This is a genomic window from Halobacterium sp. NMX12-1 (assembly GCF_040435975.1).
GTDB classification, from domain to species: Archaea; Halobacteriota; Halobacteria; order Halobacteriales; family Halobacteriaceae; genus Halobacterium; species Halobacterium hubeiense.
Window position 1 is genome coordinate 1,684,565 of record NZ_CP159204.1, and the last position, 17,595, is coordinate 1,702,159.

General features: G+C 70.6%; 17 protein-coding genes. 5 read left to right on the forward strand and 12 right to left on the reverse strand.

What is annotated here, in order from left to right; all coding sequences use genetic code 11:
* The 7 genes from ABSL23_RS10460 to ABSL23_RS10490 all read right to left on the reverse strand — a co-directional run bounded on the left by ABSL23_RS10460 (window position 1) and on the right by ABSL23_RS10490 (window position 9,447).
* On the reverse strand, window positions 1–2,043 hold the full coding sequence (locus ABSL23_RS10460) for a glycosyltransferase family 39 protein (protein ID WP_353635377.1): 2,043 nt from the start codon (window positions 2,041–2,043) through the stop codon (window positions 1–3).
* Complete coding sequence (locus ABSL23_RS10465) at window positions 2,040–3,170, reverse strand: ABC transporter ATP-binding protein (RefSeq protein ID WP_059056540.1); 1,131 nt, start codon at window positions 3,168–3,170, stop codon at window positions 2,040–2,042. The genes ABSL23_RS10460 and ABSL23_RS10465 overlap by 4 nt, the downstream gene beginning before the upstream one ends.
* Window positions 3,163–4,770 (reverse strand): iron ABC transporter permease, encoded by a 1,608-nt coding sequence (locus ABSL23_RS10470; RefSeq protein ID WP_059056541.1) that lies wholly within the window; start codon window positions 4,768–4,770, stop codon window positions 3,163–3,165. Before ABSL23_RS10470 ends, ABSL23_RS10465 begins: the two co-directional genes overlap by 8 nt.
* A complete protein-coding gene (locus tag ABSL23_RS10475) occupies window positions 4,771–5,925 on the reverse strand; it encodes an extracellular solute-binding protein (protein WP_353633693.1) in 1,155 nt (384 codons plus the stop codon).
* Between the two features lie 60 nt (window positions 5,926–5,985).
* Window positions 5,986–7,134 (reverse strand): alpha-1 4-glucan-protein synthase, encoded by a 1,149-nt coding sequence (locus tag ABSL23_RS10480; RefSeq protein WP_353633694.1) that lies wholly within the window; start codon window positions 7,132–7,134, stop codon window positions 5,986–5,988.
* Between the two features lie 64 nt (window positions 7,135–7,198).
* Complete coding sequence (locus ABSL23_RS10485; protein ID WP_353633695.1) at window positions 7,199–7,942, reverse strand: hypothetical protein; 744 nt, start codon at window positions 7,940–7,942, stop codon at window positions 7,199–7,201.
* The gene (locus ABSL23_RS10490) at window positions 7,939–9,447 is read right to left on the reverse strand and encodes a protein kinase (RefSeq protein WP_353633696.1); all 1,509 of its coding nucleotides are present in this window, start codon (window positions 9,445–9,447) and stop codon (window positions 7,939–7,941) included. Before ABSL23_RS10490 ends, ABSL23_RS10485 begins: the two co-directional genes overlap by 4 nt.
* Window positions 9,448–9,537: 90 nt before the next feature.
* On the opposite strand from ABSL23_RS10490, the gene ABSL23_RS10495 reads away from it, so the two are divergent.
* Window positions 9,538–10,866, forward strand: a complete 1,329-nt coding sequence (locus tag ABSL23_RS10495) for a DUF4147 domain-containing protein (protein WP_353633697.1) — start codon at window positions 9,538–9,540, stop codon at window positions 10,864–10,866.
* Between the two features lies 1 nt (window position 10,867).
* Here ABSL23_RS10495 and ABSL23_RS10500 read toward each other — a convergent pair whose 3' ends face one another.
* Window positions 10,868–11,269 (reverse strand): hypothetical protein, encoded by a 402-nt coding sequence (locus ABSL23_RS10500; RefSeq protein WP_353633698.1) that lies wholly within the window; start codon window positions 11,267–11,269, stop codon window positions 10,868–10,870.
* Between the two features lie 72 nt (window positions 11,270–11,341).
* Window positions 11,342–12,211, reverse strand: a complete 870-nt coding sequence (locus ABSL23_RS10505; protein WP_353633699.1) for a universal stress protein — start codon at window positions 12,209–12,211, stop codon at window positions 11,342–11,344.
* 197 nt (window positions 12,212–12,408) lie between these two features.
* On the opposite strand from ABSL23_RS10505, the gene ABSL23_RS10510 reads away from it, so the two are divergent.
* The 3 genes from ABSL23_RS10510 (at window position 12,409) to ABSL23_RS10520 (ending at window position 15,023) form a co-directional block, all read left to right on the forward strand.
* Window positions 12,409–13,443: a PAS domain-containing sensor histidine kinase gene (locus ABSL23_RS10510; RefSeq protein ID WP_353633700.1), complete on the forward strand. Its 1,035-nt coding sequence runs from the start codon at window positions 12,409–12,411 to the stop codon at window positions 13,441–13,443.
* 66 nt (window positions 13,444–13,509) lie between these two features.
* Window positions 13,510–14,661, forward strand: a complete 1,152-nt coding sequence (locus tag ABSL23_RS10515; protein ID WP_353633701.1) for a thiolase family protein — start codon at window positions 13,510–13,512, stop codon at window positions 14,659–14,661.
* Window positions 14,658–15,023 carry an OB-fold domain-containing protein gene (locus ABSL23_RS10520; RefSeq protein ID WP_353633702.1) on the forward strand — a complete coding sequence of 122 codons (366 nt, stop codon included), beginning with the start codon at window positions 14,658–14,660 and terminating at the stop codon, window positions 15,021–15,023. The genes ABSL23_RS10515 and ABSL23_RS10520 overlap by 4 nt, the downstream gene beginning before the upstream one ends.
* Here ABSL23_RS10520 and ABSL23_RS10525 read toward each other — a convergent pair.
* Together ABSL23_RS10525 and ABSL23_RS10530 are read right to left on the reverse strand one after the other, a co-directional pair.
* Window positions 15,020–15,217, reverse strand: coding sequence for a hypothetical protein (locus tag ABSL23_RS10525; protein ID WP_353635403.1), 198 nt, complete (start codon window positions 15,215–15,217; stop codon window positions 15,020–15,022). The two genes, ABSL23_RS10520 and ABSL23_RS10525, sit on opposite strands and share 4 nt — an antisense overlap.
* A 153-nt stretch (window positions 15,218–15,370) precedes the next feature.
* Window positions 15,371–16,468 carry an NADH:flavin oxidoreductase/NADH oxidase gene (locus ABSL23_RS10530; RefSeq protein WP_353633703.1) on the reverse strand — a complete coding sequence of 366 codons (1,098 nt, stop codon included), beginning with the start codon at window positions 16,466–16,468 and terminating at the stop codon, window positions 15,371–15,373.
* Window positions 16,469–16,604: 136 nt separating this feature from the next.
* Between ABSL23_RS10530 and ABSL23_RS10535 the strand changes: the two genes are divergently transcribed.
* A complete protein-coding gene (locus tag ABSL23_RS10535) occupies window positions 16,605–17,282 on the forward strand; it encodes a hypothetical protein (protein ID WP_353633704.1) in 678 nt (225 codons plus the stop codon).
* On the opposite strand, the gene ABSL23_RS10540 is transcribed toward ABSL23_RS10535, so the two are convergent.
* The gene (locus ABSL23_RS10540; RefSeq protein WP_353633705.1) at window positions 17,279–17,512 is read right to left on the reverse strand and encodes a hypothetical protein; all 234 of its coding nucleotides are present in this window, start codon (window positions 17,510–17,512) and stop codon (window positions 17,279–17,281) included. The two genes, ABSL23_RS10535 and ABSL23_RS10540, sit on opposite strands and share 4 nt — an antisense overlap.
* Window positions 17,513–17,595 lie beyond the last annotated feature (83 nt).

A 17,595-nucleotide genomic window follows, 5' to 3' on the forward strand; every position in this document is an offset into this window, starting at 1 on the left:
TCACTCGCTTCTCACCGACGTGTTCACGTACGCGCCGTCCGGCCCGACACCGGGGACGTACGCCGCGCCGCCCTCGCAGTTCCGCAAGTCCGTGCAGAGCTCGCGGTACGGCGTCATCGTCCGGTAGCCATCCTCGGTCCGCTGGACCGGGAACCGCACGCGGTAGGCGTACCCCGCGCCGTAGCCGCCGTCCACGTGCGCGTCCAGCGTGACGCTGGCCGCCTCGCCCAGCGGCACGGAGGCGTTCTCGCCGCCGGCGGACAGCCGCACGTGCCCGTCGGCGACGTGGACATCGACGTTTGCTCTCGACGCGTTCCCCGGCGTGAGCGTGAGGTACGCCTCCTCGCCGTCGGCGGACAGCGTGACCGTCACCGTCTGCGTCCACGACGGCAGTCCCAGTTCCGCGTCCACGGTCAGGGCGTCGCCGCCCGCGACGTGGATGCGCCGGAGGTCGGGTTCGACCGGCTCGTCACCGTACGGCGACCACGACCCCCGGTAGACGTACCGGTAGAGCGCGCGGTCGGGGTACGCGTCCGCGACGGCGAGCTGGCGCTCGTCGACCGCGTAGACGGCGCGCCCGTCGAATCCGGGGTCGTTTCGGAGTGGCTGGAACGGGTGGTTCAGCCAGTCGCCGTACGGGTCCGGGAGGAAGACGACGCTGTTCGCGGGCGGCTCGGGCTCGAACGGCTCGTAGGCGGCCTCGTAGTGGTCCGTGATGTCGGCGTTCTCCCGCACCTGCTCGGTGCTCGCCGACGCCGCGACGCCGCCGAGGACGGCGCTCGCGACGAGCAGGACGGCGACGGTGACCGCGACGGCGCGGTTCGCGGAGAGCCGGCTCGCGGCCGCGTCGCGCACCCGGTCGGCGGCGGCGAGCACGCCCGTCGCGGCGAACGCGCTCACGGGCACGAGCAGGTCGAAGTGGTAGTACGGGCCGAGCGTCGTAATCAGGCCGTTCGGGTCCTCGACGTCCCCGAGGACGTTGAAGTTCCCCCAGAAGTAGACGTTCCCGACGACGACGCTGACCACGACGCCCGCGAGCACGGCCTGCCGCCACGACCAGCCGCGGCGCTGGGTGACGAGCGCGCCGACGGCCGCCAGCGGCACGCCGAGGGCGCCCAGCGGCGCCCACTCGGTGACAAACTGTTCGAGGACGCTGGCGTTCGCGCGTAGCGCCAGCCGGGGGGTGTACTGGATTTCGTGGTTCAGTATCTCGCGGTGCCCGAACCCGAGGCCGTCCAGCGGCGCGAACGCCTGATACGGGAACACGAAGGGGTCGCCCGTGACGACGGCGTTGTACGCGAGCGCGACGCTCACGCCGCAGAGGCCGAGCGCGGCGGTCGCGACGCGGCGCCGGAACAGCGGGGAGACGCGGCGCTCTCGGAGCGGCTCGCGGAGCGTCCAGACGGCGTGGACGACGAACGGCGTCGCGAACAGGACCGCGGTGTACGGCCGCGCGAAGAACGCCAGCCCGACGGCGACGCCGGCGGCGGCCGCCCAGCGCGCGCTCCCGACGCGCTCGGCGCGGAAGTACGCGAACGCGAACGCGAGGTTCAGCATCGTCGTGGGCGCGTACGGGAGGAAGACGCCGGACTGCACGAGGAACAGCGGCGAGCACAACAGCACGACGGCCGCGAGGGCGCCCGTGCGGTGGTCGAAGGCGTCGCGGACGACGCCGTACAGCAACGCGACGTTGGCGGCGGCGACCGCGGGGAGCGCGTACCGGAAGTCCCCGGCGAGTTCGCCGAGCGCGAACACCGCGGGCACGACTGGCGCGTACTTCGAGTAGAGGCCCCGCGACGACTCCACGAAGAACCACGGGCGGAACGAGCCCTCGACGGGCGGGCGGAGGAACAGTTGCCCCTCCAAGAGCATCGCTGCCTGCTGGAGGTAGACGGCCTCGTCGTGGTTCGTGGAGTGGTACGGGAAGACGGTGACCGAGAGCGCGTACGCCGCGACTGCGGCGACGACCGCCAGCGCCGCGGACGCGAAGTACGGGCTGGCGCGGACGCGAGCGACGAGTCGGCGCGTGCGCGCTCGGTTCATCCCTGCTTGGGGTACCACGCCAGCGAGTGGTCGGCGACGAGGTCTACGGTGACTGGTTCGCCCACGGTCATGTCCTCTGCGTGGTTGTGCAGGCAGCGCACGACGTCGCCGTTGTCCAGTTCGACGTGGTAGATGAACGACGGGCCGGTGTACTGGCGACGGACGATGGTACCGTTGGCGTTGGCCTCGTTGTCGGGGACGGCGCGGAGGTCGTCCGGCCGCACGAGCACGTCCACCATCGCGCCCGCGTAGCCGTCCGCCAGCCCCTTCAACAGGGTGCGGTCGTAGCTCCCGATGGACGTGTCCACGGTGTCGCTGCCGACGCGCGCGGAGAGGAACCCCGCCTGCCCGAGGAACGACGCGACGAACCGCGACTCGGGGTGCTCGAACACCGCCTCGGGGTCGCCGACCTGTTCGAGGCGGCCGTCGTTGAGCACGGCGACGCGGTCCGAGATGGAGAGCGCTTCCTCCTGGTCGTGCGTGACGGAGACGGCGGTGACGCCGGCCTCCTTGAGGATGCGCCGGACCTCCTCGCGCATCTCCACGCGCAGGCGGACGTCCAGATTCGAGAACGGCTCGTCCAGCAGGAGGATGTCGGGCTCGGGCGCGAGGCTGCGCGCGAGCGCCACGCGCTGCTGCTGGCCGCCCGAGAGCTGGTCGGGCGAGCGGTCGCCCATCCCCGGCATGTCCACGAGGTCGAGGAGTTCGTCGACGCGCTCGTCGGCGGCGTCGCCGTCGCGGTCGGTGAGCCCGAACGCGACGTTCTCCCGCACTGAGAGGTGCGGGAACAGCGCGAAGTCCTGGAAGACGATGCCGACGCCGCGGGACTGGGCTTCCACGAACGTCGACGGCCCGGCGACCTCCTCGTCCGCCAGCGAGATGACGCCGTCGCTGGGGCGTTCGAGGCCCGCGAGCATGCGTAGCGTCGTCGTCTTCCCGCAGCCCGACGGCCCCAGCAGCGTGAGGAGTTCGCCGTCGCGGACAGACAACGAGAGGTCCGTGACTGCGGTTTCGGAGCCGTACTCCTTGGTCACGCCGTCGAGTTCGAGGACCGCGTCGGCGGCGTCGGTCGGTCCGTCTCTGTCGGGTTCGACCGCCGCGTCCGTCGTGAGTTCGCTGTCAGCCATTGTATCGTTCCTGAGCGAGGATGACGACCATCGAGAGCGCGGACACGCCCACGAGCACGAGCGCGGGAATCGCGGCCGCGCCGTACGAGCCGGCCCCTCTGACGAGCCAGATGTACGAGACGAGGGTTTCAAAGCCTATCGGACTCAGCATCAGCGTCGCCGGCAGCTCCTTCATCGTCGTGAGGAAGACCAGCGCCGCGCCGGCGGCGACGCCGGGCGCGATGAGCGGCAGCGTCACGTTCCGGAACGCGCCCGTCGGCGACCGGCCGAGCGTGCGCGCGGCCTCCGTGAGCTTCGGGTCCACCTGGAGGACCGACGACCGCACGGTGCCGACCGCCTGCGGGAGGAAGCGCACGACGTACGCGAACACGAGCAGCGGCACGGTCTTGTACAGCGACTGGGCGAACTCCGTGGAGAGGTACAGCAGCGCGAGCGCGACGACGACGCCGGGAATCGCGTAGCCGACGTACGTCAGGCGGTCGGTGAGCGTGGAGAACAGCGACGTCGAGCGCGCGGCGTACCCGGCGACGGGCAGCGCCAGCAGGGACGCGGCGAGCGCGGCGGCGGCCGCGACCCTCAGGGAGTTCCACGCGACCACGGGTTCGAACTCGAAGACCGCTTGGCCGGCCTGCTCGAACCACCACGCGAGCACGCCAAGCGGCACGCCCAGCGCGAGGGTGGCGACGCTCGCGCAGAACGCCAGCGCCGGCCACTTCCACGCGCCGAGCGTGATTTGGCCGGGCTGGCGGGAGCCCCGGGAGACGTAGGAGGCGTCGCCCTCGCCGATGCGGGCTTCGAGCGCGAGGACGACCGCGACCACCGCCAGCAGCTGCATCGAGAGCAGCGCGGGGTAGCCCTCGGGGACGCCGAGGCTGCGCTGGGCGACGTAAATCTGCTGGGTGAACACCTCGTAGCGCATGATGGAGGGCGTCCCGAAGTCCGAGAGCGCGTACAGCGCGGCCAGCAGCGCGCCCGCCGTCACCCCGGGCAGAATCTGGGGGACGGTGACGCGCTTGAACGCCTCCCAGCGGGAGTGGTTGAGCGTGCGCGCGGCTTCGACGAGCGTGCCGTCGAACGACAGCAGCGCGGCCCGCGTCGTGAGGAAGACGTACGGGTACGTGAACAGAATCAACACGAGCGCGGTGCCGTGGAGGCCGTAGATGGCGGGGATGCGTTCGACGCCCAGCGGCGCGAGCGCGTCCGCGAGGTCGCCCTGCGGGCCGAACGCGGAGACGAACGTGAACGCGCCGATGTAGCTGGGGACGACCAGCGGGAGCGCGGCGACGACCGTCCAGAAGCGCCGCCCGGGGAGGTCCGTCTGGACGGTGAGCACGGCCAGCGGCACGCCGACGAGCACGCAGCCCAGCGTCACCCAGAACACGAGCACGAGGCTGTTGACGAGCACGTCGAGGCTGCCGGTCTCCGTGAGGAGGCCGACGAGGTGGCCGAACCCGTAGTTCGACGCGCGCACGAGCAGGCCGAGAAGCGGCAGCGAGACGAACGCCGCGACGGCGCCCGCCAGCACGGCGAGCGAGAGCCCCGGCTCGTCGTCGCCGCCGACGGCGGTTCGGAGGCGTGCGAGGCGCTCGCGGGCTGCCATCTACGAGAGGATGCCGACGTCTTCGAGGAGTTCGATGGTGGGCTGGACGTCCGACAGCGACTGGAGGTCGATGTCCGGCGGCGACAGCTCGTCGATGGTCGGGAGCGGGCCGACCGGCTCGACGCCTTCTATCATCGGGAACGCGAACCCGCGGGTGGCGAGGAACTCCTGTGCTTCCGCGGAGAGCAGGTGGCGGACGAACAGCTCCGCGAGGTCGGGGTCGCCGGCGCCGTCGAGGACGCTGGCGCCCGCGGTGTTGACGAGCGCGCCGGCGTCGTTCTCGGTGAACGCGAGGTCGAGGGGGGCGTCGGGGTCGCTCGCGAACACGAGGATGGGGTAGTAGTGGTTCGTGAGGCCGAGGCCGACCTCCCCGTTCGTGATGCCCTGCGAGACGGTGGCGTACTCGCTGTCGTAGCGCGCGGGGTTCTGGTCGAGCATGTTGTTCAGCCACTCGCGCGTGCCGTCGTCGCCGCGGAGCTGGCGCATCGCGGTGACGAACCCGTGGAACGCGCCGTACGTGGGCGCCCAGCCGAGCGAGCCGGTGAACTGGTCGTCGGTCGCAATCCCGTCAACGCTGGTGGGAATCTCGGAGGCGCTGAACTGGTTGGTGTTGTAGGGGACCGCGCGCGAGCGGCCGGCGACGCCCGCCCACTGGTCGGTGACGAAGCGGTCGTCGGCGACCATCGAGGTGGCGTCGCTGGAGAGGTCGAGGGTGGCGTCGTTGTCCGCGACGTACGCCAGCGAGCCGGCGTCGACCGACCAGAAGACGTCCGCCTGCGTGGTGCCGCTCTCGTGCTCGTCGACGATGACGTTCGCGAGCTGGGAGGACGGCTGGGTCTGCGCGGACGCCTCGAAGTCGTCGTAGTACTGGTTGAGGAGGTCGATGAGCGTGGTGTAGCGGCCGCCCTCGCCGCCGCCGAGGTAGATGGAGAGTTCGCCCTCGAGGTCGGGGAGGTCTTCGATGGACGTGCCGCCGGGCGCGGGCCGGTCGGAGACGATTTCGCCGGAGCCGCGGAAGTCCGCGAGCGTCGGTCGGTCGTCGCTGCTGCTCCCGTCTCCGCCGAGAATGCTCGTACAGCCGGCGAGTGCGGTCGTGGAGGCTGCGCCTGCCGCCGCGAGGAACCGGCGGCGCGTCTTGTCGCGTGGCTCTCTCATGTCTCGAATTAGGTTGGCCTAAAACTCTTATAATTACCGATTCCGTTACCCGAGTCGCGGTCAGTCGTCGGCGACCGCGGCCGCGCGCTGCTCGGCCAGCTCCGCACAGCAGTCCACCCAGTCCAGCAGGTACTCCCCGCACTCCGCGAGGAACGCGCCGTTGTTGTACTCCTCGTAGTCGCCCTCTACGAGGCGCTCGCCGACTGCACGGGCGACTGCCTCGTAGGAGTCCTCGTCGGGCTCGACAGCCGCGACCTCCTTCCAGAAGTGCTCGTTGAGTTCGAGGCCCGCGACCTCGTTGGCGAGGTCGTCGAACGTCGAGCGCGGCGCCTTGTTGTGCTCGCACAGCGGCGCGCCGTTGTAGATTTCGCCACCCACCACGTCGGCCGCGCGCTTCAGGAGGACGCCGCTCCAGATGTCGTCGAAGCGCCCGACCTCCCACGCGTTGTCGTCCATCGGGAACTGGTAGAACGCGGGCACGACCTCGCGGCGGAACGCGAGGTTCATCGAGCACACCGTGAGGTAGTTGTCTTCGGCGGCCACGAAGTCGCGGTCGAAGTCCTCGAAGCCCGTGCGCGTCTGGGCCTGTCCCTGCAGGTCGCCGTCCATCAGGATGCGCACCGCGTCGAGGTCCGGGACGTTCGTCCAGAGGCCCTGCGAGGCGACCACGTGGTCGGTTTCCGTGGTGTCCGTCTCGACGTCCTCGTCCATCGCGGCGTAGGGGTATCCCCGCGGGTAGAGGTCCGAGTCGGACTGGTAGAGGACGTTCACCCACTGCTCGTCCGAGGACACTTCCTCGACTTCCCCCTCGTGGGCGAGGTTGTCGAGGTGCGTGCCGAAGAAGTCCCACTCGTCGTGAGGGAGCGTGTCGTCGTCGATGAACACGCCGTACTCGAAGTCGTTCGCCCACAGGTACAGCAGGCCGAACGACGTCTGGGCGTGGCTGGCGGCCGGAATCAGGTGGCTGTACTCCTCTAAGCCCTGCTCGTCGAACCACGCGTCGCGGTCGTCGCCGTCGAAGACGGCGCCGGCGACGCCCTCCTCGTCGAGCATCTCGCGCATTCCGTCGGTGTCACAGAAGTCCTCGGTGACGAGGACGACGAACAGGCGGTCCAGGTCGAAGCCGTGGTCGCGAGCGTTCTGGAAGTACGCGCGCATGCACTCGTACTCTCGAATCGTGGGCACGACCACGCAGACGTCTCGTGTCATCCGTTGCACGGCCTTATTTAGGCCACCCTAAAGTGTGTGTCGATGTTTAGGTCGTCCTAATCCGTCAGGTGAGGCCGGCGACCGACTGCTGGAGGCGCACCGTCGGCGGCACCAGCAGGCCGCCCAACAGCACGAGGAACACGTAGAAGACGCCGTCGGCGACCGCGGCCGGCGCCACCAGCGCCAGCGCGTCGGCGACCGCGGCCGGCGCCACCAGCGCCAGCGCGTCGGCGACCGCGACGCCGGTCGCGCACACCAACACCAGCAGGAGGTGGCGGCGCAGCGTGTCGAGCACCGTGCCGTGGGCCAGCGTCTCCAGTCGCTCGCTGAACGCCACGCCGTACGCCGCGAACCCCACCGCGCCCGCGGCCTTCACGCCCGCCGCGACCGCCGGCTGGTCGATGAGCATCACGACCAGCCACTCGGCGGCGATGACGGCGACGAACCCGAACTCCAGCCGGCGCACCCGGTCGAGCGAGACGGCGCGCTCGTCGGGCGACGGCGCGAGCGCGCTGTTGAAGTACACCTCCCGGAGCGCGAACGTCAGGAACGCGATGGCGACCAAAAGCGAGACGTCCGCGAACGCGCGCACCACGCTGGCGTCCCGAACGGTCAACACGAGCCCGAGCGCGCCGAACGCCGCGAACGCCAGCCCGAGATAGGTGAGGTAGCCCCAGAAGTCGTCGTACCCCTCCAGCCGGTCGAACGCGTAGTTCTGGACCGCGTAGTACGTGAACGCCAGCCCGGCGACGACGACGATGCCGTAGCCCGCGAACGCGACCGCCGACAGCGTCTCCGCGGCGGTCATCGGCTCACCCCGTCGAGGTCGGCGGCGAAGTCGTCGAGCGCGCGCTGGAAGTCCAGCACGGTCGCGAACCGCGCGCGCTTCTCCGGCGCCAGCGCCCGCGCGAACAGGTCGTCGGCGCTCGCCGGGAGCGCGGGGTTGCGCTCGGACGCCGGAATCCGGTCGTCGCCGCTGCCCGGCGGCTCACCGGTCAGCAGGAAGTACGTCAGCGCGCCCAGCCCGTAGACGTCAGTCGCCTGGTCGAAGCGGCCGTACGTCTCCGGGTCGCGGTGCTCGGGCGCCGCGAACGCCCCCGGAATCGGCGGCGTGCGGCGCGCGCTCGCGGCGTGCGCGAACCCCCAGTCGCCGAGCAGCGGCGCGTCCCACGTCCGCGGCCCCGTCGCCACGAACCGCACCGCGCCCGGGTGGAGGCCGCCGTGGACGACGCCCCGCGAGTGCGCGTGACTGACCGCGCGCGTGAGGGCGCTGGCGTTCCAGACGGCCTCCGCGAGCGTCGGCGGCGCGCCGCGGCCGTCGAGCGCGTCGCCGTCGTCGTACCGGGTCGCCAGCCAGCGCACACCGTGCCCGAGCACGGCGACCACGTGGTCGTGGTCGTCCACGCCCGCCCACTGCTCGACCGCCTCGGCGAACGCCGACGCGACCGCGCTCTCGTCGGCGCGCAGCCGCCGCACCGTCGCCAGCCCGTGTTCGAGCACGTCCTCGTCGACGTCCGCGCGGTAGTCCGTCGTGAGCACGCCCTCGCGGAGTTTCAGGTTCGGCGACACGTCTTCCTCTTCGAGTGTCACGTCCGGCGGGTCCGGTATCTCATCGGGCTGACCGGCCTCCGGTCGCTCGTCCCCTCGGTCGTCCTCGTGGACGGGCGCGTTCTGCCCGAACGAGACGTGAATCGGCCGCGAGCGGTCGTCGTCGCCGCCCGTCTCGACCACGGAGACGCCCTCCGGGAACAGGTCCGCGTACGCCGGGTGCGCGCGCACGACCACCGGGTAGCCGGCGTCCTCCGCGCGCTCCGCGACCGCCGCCGTCACCTCCTCGACAGCCTCCTCGGCGTACCGCCGGACGAGCGCGTTCTCCGAGCGCGTGAGCCGCGCAATCGCCGACAGGCCCGCCGAGGCCCGCGCGGGATAGGCCTTCGTGACGCCCGCGACCGCGACCACGCCGTTCTGCTGGACGAGCGGGTCGTCGGCCGCCGTCAGCGACACCAGCTCCGAGAACTGCACGGAGAGAGCGTCCGGCTGGCACTCGGCGAGCTCCGCGAGCACCCACGTCGCGCCCCGCCGCACCCACACGTCGTCGTCCCCGGCGGCGTCGCGGACGTCGTCGAGGACGGCGCGAACCGCCGTCGGCTCGGTGGTGGCGGCCTCCACGAGCCGCCACGCGGCGCCCGCGCGCTCGTCAGCGTCGTCGCTGTGGAGGCGCTCGGCGAGCGCGTCGACGCCGTCGGCGTCCACGGACTGCCGGAGCGACGCGATTCGCTCCTCGTCGACCGAGTCGTCGGTGTGGCGTTCCATGCGCCTGATAACGACTCGTTTTCGCCGGCGCTCGCATTGAACCTTCGGCTTTCCCCGGTGGTTTTGCCGCCCCGGGGCGTCTCGGTCGGTATGGTGGACATCCGGAACCGGCCCGCGCTCGCGGACTCGCCCGCCCGCGAGGCGGCGCTGGCGTGCGTCGAGGCCGGCATCGACGCCGCGCGTCCCGCTCGCGTCGTCGCCGACGAAGTCGCAGTCGAGGGCGACGCGCTCCGGGTCGCGGACGCGACGTACGACCTCGCTGACTTCGAGCGCGTCGTCGTCTCAGGCGGCGGGAACGCGGCGGCGCACGTCGCTCGCGCGCTCGCCGACGCGCTGGGGAGCCGGCTCGACGGCGGTGTCGTCGTCACTGACGACCCTGTGGACGTGCCGGGCGTCGAGGTGCTCCCCAGCGACCACCCAGTCCCCTCCGAGCGCGGCGTCGAATCGACGCGCCGACTGCTGGACGCCGCCCGCGGCTACGACGCGGACACGCTCGTTCTCGCGGTGATTACCGGCGGCGGAAGCGCCGTGCTACCCGCGCCCGCCGACGACCTCTCCCTGTCCGACCTGCAGGCGACGACGGAGGCGCTGTTGCGCTCGGGCGCGCCGATTGGCGACGTGAACGCCGTCCGCAAGCACTGCTCGGCGCTGAAGGGCGGGCAGTTAGCGCGAGCGCTCGTGCCGGCGACCGTCGCGACGCTCGTGTTCAGCGACGTCGTCGGCAACGACCTCGACGTCGTCGCCAGCGGCCCGACGGTACCCGACACCTCGACGTACGGCGACGCGCTCGCGGTCCTCGACGACTACGACGTTGAGGTGCCCGCCGCAGTCCGCGACCGGCTCGAACGCGGCGCGCGCGGCGACCACCCCGAGACACCCGGCGAGGGCGACCCCGCCTTCGAGAACGTCGAAACGCACGTGCTCGCGGACGGCTCGACGGCGCTGGACGCGGCCCGGGAGGCCGCCCGAGAGCGCGGCTACGAACCCCTGTTCCTGTCGTCGTGCATCGAGGGCGAAGCCCGCGAGGTCGGCGGCGTTCACGCCGCGGTCGCGACCGAAGCCGCGAACGCGGGCGACCCCGTCGAACCGCCCGCAGTGGTCCTCTCCGGCGGCGAACTCACGGTGACGGTCACGGGCGACGGCGAGGGCGGCCCGAATCAGGAGTGTGCGCTCGCGGCCGCCCACCGCCTCCCGGACGGTTCGGCGTTCGCGTGCGTAGACACTGACGGTATCGACGGCGCCAGCGAGCACGCCGGCGCACTCGTCGACAGCGAGACGGTCGCCGACCCTGCCGACGCCCGCGCGGCGCTCCGCGAGAACGACGCCGGCGGCTACCTCGCCGGCCGAGACGCGCTGCTGCGGACCGGACCGACGGGAACGAACGTCAACGACCTGCGGGTGCTGGTCGTGCCGGAGTGACCTACTGGTCGGCCAGCCACGACAGCGCGTCGTCCTCGCTGGCGAAAATGCGGTACTCGAAGCCGGGGTCGATGGCGTTCAACTGCTCCTCGATGCGCTCGTTGTCCATCTTCGCGATGGCGGAGTCGGCGTAGACGCCGGCGCCCGCGCGGATGCCGTTCTCGATGAGGTTCGGCACCCACGTCTCCGCGAGCCACCGCTTGTCCTCGTCGTCGTGTGCGGCAATCGCTTCGGCGTTCACGACGTACCGCTCGGCGCCGCGTTCGAGCGCGACGTCGGCCCACTCGCGGGCGATGTCGCGGAGGTTCTCCCCGGAGACGTGCGCCTCGTAGGTGAAGACCGGGATGCCGTGTTCGTCGTCGACCGCTACGGTGTGTTCGTCGGTCTGCTGTAACGTTTGCATCGACACTCAGAGACGCGAAAATCGGTCACTTGAAAGTTGGCCTGCAGTTATCGCTCGCGATACCGTCGCCGCCTACAGCCAGCGGGAGAACACGGACTCGTCGGTGTCACGGTGAACGGTCAGGACGGGGCCGGACTCGCCGTCCCGCTCGACGTCGTCGGTCGTCGAACCGAACAGGAACCGCCGGAGCCGCCCTTTCTCGGGCGCGCCGAGCACCGTCACGTCGTGGTAGCCGGCGTGTTCGATGATTTCCTCGGCGGGCCCGGCGGCCTCGACGACGTGGTGGTCGACTTCGACGTCGTCGCCCAGTCGGTGTTCGTAGGCGTCCAACAGCGCGTCCGCGTCCCCGCGCTCCGCCTCGCCGGCGTCCTCGCCGACGACGTGGAACAGCTCTATCCAGCAGCCGGCGGCGCGCGCAATCGCCTCCGCGATGCGGGTCGCCAGCCCCGAGTGCGGGCCCTTCGCCACCGGCACGAGAATGCTGGACGGCGACTCGAAGGCGTCCATGCGCGTCCCGACGACGTTGTGACAGCCCGCGGCGACGGTCTGCTCGTCGCGGCCCCGCGAGAAGAACCCGCGCTCCTCGCGGTCGACGACGGTCGCCGTTATCGAGTGCGAGTCCACGAACGAGTCCAAGACTCCGCTGGAGTACTCGGTCTCGAACTGCGTCACCGGCACCGAGAACTCCTCGCGCAGCTCCAGCTCCAGTTCCGCCTCGTGGCGCAGCTCGTCGGCGTCGGCGGACGCCTCGCCGTCGGTGGCGTGGAGGATGTACAGTTCGCCGTCGCTCCCGAACGTGATGCTCGCGCCGAGGCGACTGGTCTCCGCGCGGTTCGCCGCCTCGCAGAACGGGACGAGCACGCGCTGCTCCTCGGACGGCCAGTCGACGCCGTCGTGGTCGAGGACCTGCGGCCACGGCCGGTCGTCGGAGTTGATGCTCATTGCCCGCCCGTTCGACCGAGAGCGTAATAAAGTGTCCCGTCCGCGCCCTCAACTCTACATACATTCGTCCAGTTGAAAGTGACTTAATGATATAGAAATTCAGAATTATCGACTAGCTGTGAACGTATATATTGTATTAACGCGATTTAGTTTCAGAGAGAGAAGAAACATATGTCCGGGCGTGGAACGGGGAGACGATGGACGACAGCTCTCTCGAACCCCGCGAGGACGCGGGTCGGTTCCAGTACCTCTTCGAGCACGTGCAGGACGCCGTCGTGGAGTTCGAACTGCGCGACGAGGAGCCAATCGTCGCGACGGTCAACGACGCCTTCTGCGAGACGTTCGGCGTGGACCGCGGCGAGGTCGTGGGCGCGTCGCTGAACGACCTCATCGTGCCCAGCGACCGGATGACCGAGAGCGACCGCTTCGACCAGCGCACCGCCGCGGGCAAGTCCAACTACGCCATCGTGGACCGCCACACCGAGGACGGCCTCAAGACGCTGCTGTACCGCGGCATCCCCTACGACGGCGGCGACCGCGGGTTCGCGCTGTACACCGACCTCACGGACGAGATTCGTCAGGAGCGCGAACTCGCCGTGCTCAACCGCGTGCTCCGGTACAACCTCTCGGAGGAGGTGGACGCGCTGCTGGACGCCACCGAGGACCTCGCTGCGTCCGCCGAGGACCCCGAGGTGGGCGACGCCGCGCGGGAGATTCGGGAGCACGCGCTCGCGCTGGAGCGCACCAGCGAGGAGGCGCGGGACGTCGAGCGCGTGCTAGACGCCGACCCCGAGTTGGAGCCGACCGACCTCGGAGACGTGGTGGCGTCGGCGCTCGACGACGTGCCGCTGGCGGACTACGCGGACGTGACCGTGGACGTGGCGGCCGCGCCGCCGGTCACCTCGGGCGGCCACCTCGACCGCGCGGTCGCCGCGCTCGTGGACAACGCGATTCGCTACGCGGACGCCCAGACGCCGTCGGTGCGCGTCACCGCGGAACGGGTGGACGGCATGGTCGCGCTGTCCGTGGCCGATGAGGGGCCGGGGCTCCCGGACGACGAACGCCGGCTCCTCACCGGGGACGTCGAGCCGACGCCGCTGGACCACGGCAGCGGGCTCGGCCTCTGGCTGGTGCGGTGGATAACCACGGCGTACGACGGCGCGGTCACGTACGAGGAGCGCGACGACGGCGGCGCAGTCACCCTCGAACTCCGCGCCGCGCCCGACCACTGACCGGCGCCGAGCGCGCGGCGGTCCCAACGTGAAAGCGTAAAGACCCCGCTCCGAGACGGACACGACATGGACCGCGTAGCAATCATCGGTGCGTCGATGACGACGTTCGGCGACCGCGACGCGTGGGTGCGGGAGTTGCTGGCGGAGGCCAGCGACGCCGCCCTGCGGGACGCGGGCGTCGAGGGCGACGACCTCGACCACCTCTACGTCTCGAACATGGCCAGCGGCGAGTTCGAGGGACAGACCGGCGTCCCGAACGCGCTCGCCCACGACCTCGGTGCGCTCGGCGCGTACACCCAGCGCGTCGACCAGACGAGCGCCTCGGGGGGCGCGGGCATCTACGCCGCGTGGCAGTCGGTCGCCTCCGGTGCCAGCGAGATGACGCTGCTCGTCGGCGGCGAGAAGATGACCCACAAGACGACGGGCGAGGCGACCGACGTCATCGCCAGCCTCACGCACCCCGTGGAGTACAAGCACGGCGTCACGCTCCCGAGTTTCGCGGGCCTCACCGCGCGCAAGTACCTCGACGAGTACGACGCGCCCCGCGAGAGCCTCGGGAAGGTCGCCGTGAAGAACCACCGCAACGGCGTGGACAACCCCCACGCGCAGTTCCGCAAGGAAGTCGACTTAGAGACGGTCCTCGACAGTCCAATCGTTGCGGACCCGCTCCGGCTGTACGACTTCTGCCCGATTACGGACGGGAGCGCCGCGCTCCTGTTCTGCCCGGAGTCGGTCGCCGAGGAGTACGCCGACGACTACGTCGTCGTCTCCGGCATCGGCGGCGCGACCGACACCCACGTCGTCCACGAGCGCGACGACCCGACGACGATGCAGGGGGTCGTCGAGTCCTCGGAAATCGCCTACGAGATGGCCGACCGCGGCCCCGAGGACGTGGACTTCGCGGAGCTCCACGACATGTTCACGATTCTGGAGTTCCTCCAGAGCGAGGACCTCGGCTTCTTCGAGAAGGGCGAGGGCTGGAAGGCCGTCGAGGAGGGCGTCACCGAACGCGACGGCGACCTCCCCATCAACACCTCGGGGGGACTCAAGTCGAAGGGCCACCCGCTCGGCGCGAGCGGCGTCGCACAGGCGTACGAACTGTACGTGCAGTTGCTCGGCGAGGCGGGCGACCGACAGGTCGAGGGAGACGTCGGTCTCGCCTGCAACGTCGGCGGGTTCGGCAACTGCGTGACCACCACCATCCTCGAACAGCCATGAGCTTCGACGCACACCGCTGCCCGAACGGCCACGTCACGTACCCCGGGCACACGCGCTGCCCGGAGTGCGGTGAGGAACAGACCGAGACCATCGACCTCGCCGAGCGCACCGGCACCGTCGTCACGTGGACGACCTCCACGGCGACGCCCCCGGGCGTCCGCGAGCCCAACCACCTCGCAATCGTCGAGTTCGAGGTCGACGGCGAGAGCGTGCGCGCGCTCGGCCAACTCACGACCGCCGACGGCGTCGAAATCGGTACGGCTGTCGAGCCGGTCTACGAGGACGAGCTGCGCGACCCCGAGGCGGGCATCCGCGAGCCCGCGAGCCACGAGTGGGACGGCTACCGGTTCGAACCGGCTTAGCTCCCGCCGGGCGTCAGGTCACTGACGGTGGACCCGAGCTTCTCGATGCCGCCGTCGAGGAACGACCGCACCGACCCCAGTATCTCGCTCACGAAGTCCGGCACGGGCGCCGGGAGGTCCGTCGGCGGCCCGGCCTGCGCGACGTTCGCGAGGTCGATGCCGAGCGCCGTGACCGCGTCGAGTAGTTCCATCATTGCACTCGTTCCAGAGGACGCCACGCATAAGGAGGGTGCAGTCGCTGTCGCCTGTCTCCCTCGATTTCGGCCCAATTAGCGCCGATTAACGGCGAGCTACGGCGAGACTCCCTCGCGCTCGTGCCGGAGCCCGCAAAATGCAGTGGCGCGCGGTTAGAACGCGCGGTGGTACTGGACCGGGACGTCCACAGCGTCCTCGCGGCCGAGTTCCTGCGCGGCGTGCAGCGGGAAGTAGGGGTCGCGGAGGAACTCCCGGCCGACGATGGCGACGTCCGCGCGGTCGTTGCGGATGACGGCGTCGGCCTGCTCGGCGGAGGTGATGCCGCCGACGGTGCCGACCTTCACGTCGGTGTCGCGGTTCTCCCGAATCTGCTCGGCGAACCGGAGCTGGTAGTTCGGGCCGACCCACTCGATGTCCTGAGCGGGGTCGATGCCGCCGGAGGAGACGTCGATGAGGTCCGCGCCGACCTCGTAGAGGTCGTCGGCGAGCCGGGCGGACTGCTCGACGTCCCAGGAGTCGCGGTCGTCGAGCCAGTCGGTCGCGGAGATGCGCACGAAGACGGCGTTGTCCTCGCCCATCTCCTCGCGGACGGCCTCCGTGACCTCGCGGACGATGCGGGTGCGGTTCTCGAAGCTCCCGCCGTACTCGTCGTCGCGGTCGTTCGTCACGGGGGAGAGGAACTCGTGAAGGAGGTAGCCGTGGGCGGCGTGGACTTCCGCGATTTCGAAGCCGGCCTCGCGGGAGCGCCGAGCGGCCTCGCGGAACGACTCGATGACCTCGTCGATGCCCTCGGAGTCGAGGGCTTCGGTCGCGGGCGGCTCCTGCTCGTAGGGCCACGGCTCGTCGGAGGGGCCGACGACCGTCCAGCCGCCGTCCTCGGGGTGGACGGGCTCGCTGCCCTCCCACGGCCGGGACTTGGAAGCCTTCCGGCCGGCGTGCGCGAGCTGGATGCCGGGCGTCGCGCCCTGCTGTTTCACGAAGTCCACGACCGGCTCGATGGCGTCCCGGTGCTCGTCGCTCCAGATACCGAGGTCCTCGGGCGTGATGCGGCCGCGGGGCTCGACGGCGGTGGCTTCGGTCATCACGATGCCGGCCCCGCCGACGGCGCGCGACCCGAGGTGGACGCGGTGCCAGTCGGTCGCGAGGCCGTCGCGGTCCTCGACGGAGTACTGGCACATCGGGGACACGACGAACCGGTTCCGGGCGGTCACGTCTCGCAGTTCCAGCGGCGAGAACACGTCGTCTGTCATCGCGGGAACGTAGCGTCGCCGGGGGTTTATCCGCGGTGGACGAGGGGGTGCTTGCCGGCTTCGCGCGACCGCGGATTTTATCGCCGGCAGAACACCCAAAATATTTATCGGTTCAGTCGGCGTCCGTACACGTACAATGTCAGACGGTTCCACGGCGCGTGGGTGGGTCGACGATCCGGCCACCTTCGCGGCGGCCCTCGACGACCTCAAGTCCACGGGGTGTCTCCTCCTCGTCCTCGAAGCCGGCGGCAGCGACGCGGGCGGCGACGGCTGTCGGCGGCTCCTCGGCGACGACGGCGGGGAGCGAAAGCGCCTGCTCGTTCGCAGCGAGAACGAGACGCAGACGACCAGCTCCGCGCCGAGCCGCGACGACCCCGACGAGCGCACCGTCGTCTATCGGTCGCCCGCTCGCGACCCGGCCGCCGCGTCCCCGCCGGAGCCGTCGCTGCCCGCGACGACGACTGCCCCCGACGCGGACGCGCTCGGCGACGCCGTCGAGGAGCAAGCCGACGCGCTCGCGCCGCTGGGCGGCTACGAGCCCGGCCAGCTCCGGGTCTGCATGGACGCGCTCGGCACGCTCCTGGAGGACGACGACCTCCTCAGCGTGCTCGAGTTCACGAAGACGCTCGGCGCGGTCGCCCGCGAGCGCGACGGCATCGCGCACGTCCACGTCGGCCAGCACGTCCCCGGCATCGCGGTCGAGGGACTGCTCGGGCAGTTCGACGCCGTCGTCGAAGTCACCGGCGACGACGACCCGCGGCAGCGCTGGCACCTCCCCGACGAGTCGCTGTCCACGCGCTGGCTGGAACTCTAAGCCTCGTCGTCTCCGTCCAGTTCCATTCCCTCGGATTCCGGCGAGTAGTACTCGTCGTCTTCCTCTCCGTCGTCGTCCTCACTGGCGACCTCGATTTCGGCTTCGACCTCGATGGAGACGCCCGGGGCGTCCAACTCGGCTTCGAACGCCTCCTCGTCGCCGGCCTCGACTTCCAGTTCGGTCGAATCGACCTCGACTTCGACTTCCGTGTCGACGTACGTATCAGACATACTCGCAGCCACACCGCGACGACTGGTAAACGGTGCGGCCGGTTGCGCCGCTCGTGGCCGTGAAAATACGGCGGGAAAAGGCG